This is a genomic window from Roseiconus nitratireducens (assembly GCF_008629675.1).
GTDB lineage: Bacteria > Planctomycetota > Planctomycetia > Pirellulales > Pirellulaceae > Stieleria > Stieleria nitratireducens.
Map to the genome: position 1 here is coordinate 1 of NZ_VWOX01000053.1, position 1,860 is coordinate 1,860.

1 protein-coding gene is annotated in these 1,860 nt (G+C 57.4%); it reads right to left on the minus strand.

The genetic code is table 11. The features are described from left to right. Nucleotides 1–1,166: group II intron reverse transcriptase/maturase (gene ltrA, locus FYK55_RS28635; protein ID WP_235909045.1), on the minus strand; the 1,166-nt coding region annotated here is incomplete at its 3' end. Nucleotides 1,167–1,860: the final 694 nt, after the last annotated feature.

A 1,860-nucleotide genomic window follows, 5' to 3' on the forward strand; every position in this document is an offset into this window, starting at 1 on the left:
CCCGCGTCCGTAAAAGTGGCATTCGGCCAACGCTGGGTGCGAGGCTGACGAGCTGCGTTGTGACGATGACGCTTCAGCAGCAAGCGGCGAAGACGCACCCGGATTTTGACATCCAGATCGGTGAAGATCGTCCAACAGCAGTGGCGAAAGTAGCCGAACCAGCCGCGTAACACGATGCTCAGCTCCCATGCGATCGACTCCAGCGAACCGGAACGATTCCGACCGGTCAGGGAGACGATCCGAGCTTTCAGCCGCTTCAGGCTCTCACTGCGAGGGTAGATTTTCTCGCCGCGAAACGAATAACCCAGAAAAGCGAAGCTTTTCTGCCGACTGTCGACGATCTTCGTCTTGGTCGGATGAAGCCGCAGACCGGCCTCGGCCATCCATGCCTTGATCGTTTCCAGAGCCGCTTCGGCCTCAAACTCGCTACGGCAGAGCACGACGAAATCGTCGGCATACCGCACCAGCTCAAAGCCCGCCTCAGACATCATATGATCGAAGTCATTGAGGTAGAGGTTCGACAGCACTGGAGAGAGGACCGCACCCTGTGGAACACCGGCGATCGGGTTCCACTGGTGAAGATCTTCCATGATGCCGCAATCTAGAAACGATTCGATCAGCTCGATCACCCTGGAATCAGCAATGTGTCTTTTGACAAGACGCATCAACCGCTCCTTGGGGATCGCATCGAAGTAACCGTGAATATCCGCATCCACGACATACATGTAGCCTTCCCCGAGCTTTTGCTCGACGACGCGCAGGGCGTCGTGAGCCGAGCGGCCATGGCGAAAGCCGAAGCTGCGCTCATGGAACTCGTTATCAAGGATCGGCTCGATCACGTTCAACAAGGCGGTTTGCACCACCCGATCACGGACCGTTGGGATGCCGAGCGGACGCGTCTGGTCGCTTCCCGGTTTGGGAAGATGCACGCGACGCACGGGGGATGGCGTGTAACTGCCCGAACAGATTTGCCCGCGAAGCTTGCGAGTCTCCTCGATCAAGTGCTCCTCGAACATTTCGCTGTCCTGGCCGTCGACGCCCGCTGCTGTCTTCCTGGACGTGACCTTGCGGGCAGCCAGAAAAAGGTTCAACTCGCCGGTCACCTTGTCAATCAGCGAATACCATTTGCCATGTTTCAATCGTCTTTCGACGAGTGTCACCAACATTCGATTGGTCCATACCGCACGGTTGGCCCATGACCGAATGTCGGTCGGGGGCAGTGACTCCCTGGGCGTAGCTGCTTCGGCGACACCTGTCGCTGAAAACGGCACTCGCCGGGGTAGCAATCCCTGGTCCTTTCGGCGTCCCTCGCGTCGGACGCGACGGCGTTTCCGATAGGCTTTGCTTTTGCTCATGGGGTGGATTCCTCGAATCTACTTTCCTGCCTCCCTTCGCTCACATCGGGTTTGGTTCCCGATGGTCAGCACTACTACGGAGGCTCTGACTGCTTCGCTCACGCATCACAGGTCTGCACGTCGCGAAGCTCTCCCTGCTTATCTCGATTGAACTTCTGAGCATTCCGTCTCCAACCACCCTACTGCCATTTCGCTCGCCTCGGTTTTCTACGTTACCGGTTCATCACCGTGCGAGCTGCCACACCGACCATCGACAAGCTTGCCGATAGACCAGACGGTCATCGTCGGGCCGAAGCGTGTGGTCAAGGGTTCGCAGATTGCTAGCACGCTCCCCGACAGGCTTGGCCGAATTGAGTTCACTTTCGTTACGGACTGCTCATTCGATCCTGATTGCTTCCCACCCTTTCTGTTGAAAACGCAGTTATCATTCACTACGGGGAGGTAACGATCTTCCCCGATCGGGACTTTCACCCGACCATTCAATCGCCTTCACAGGCGCACTAGC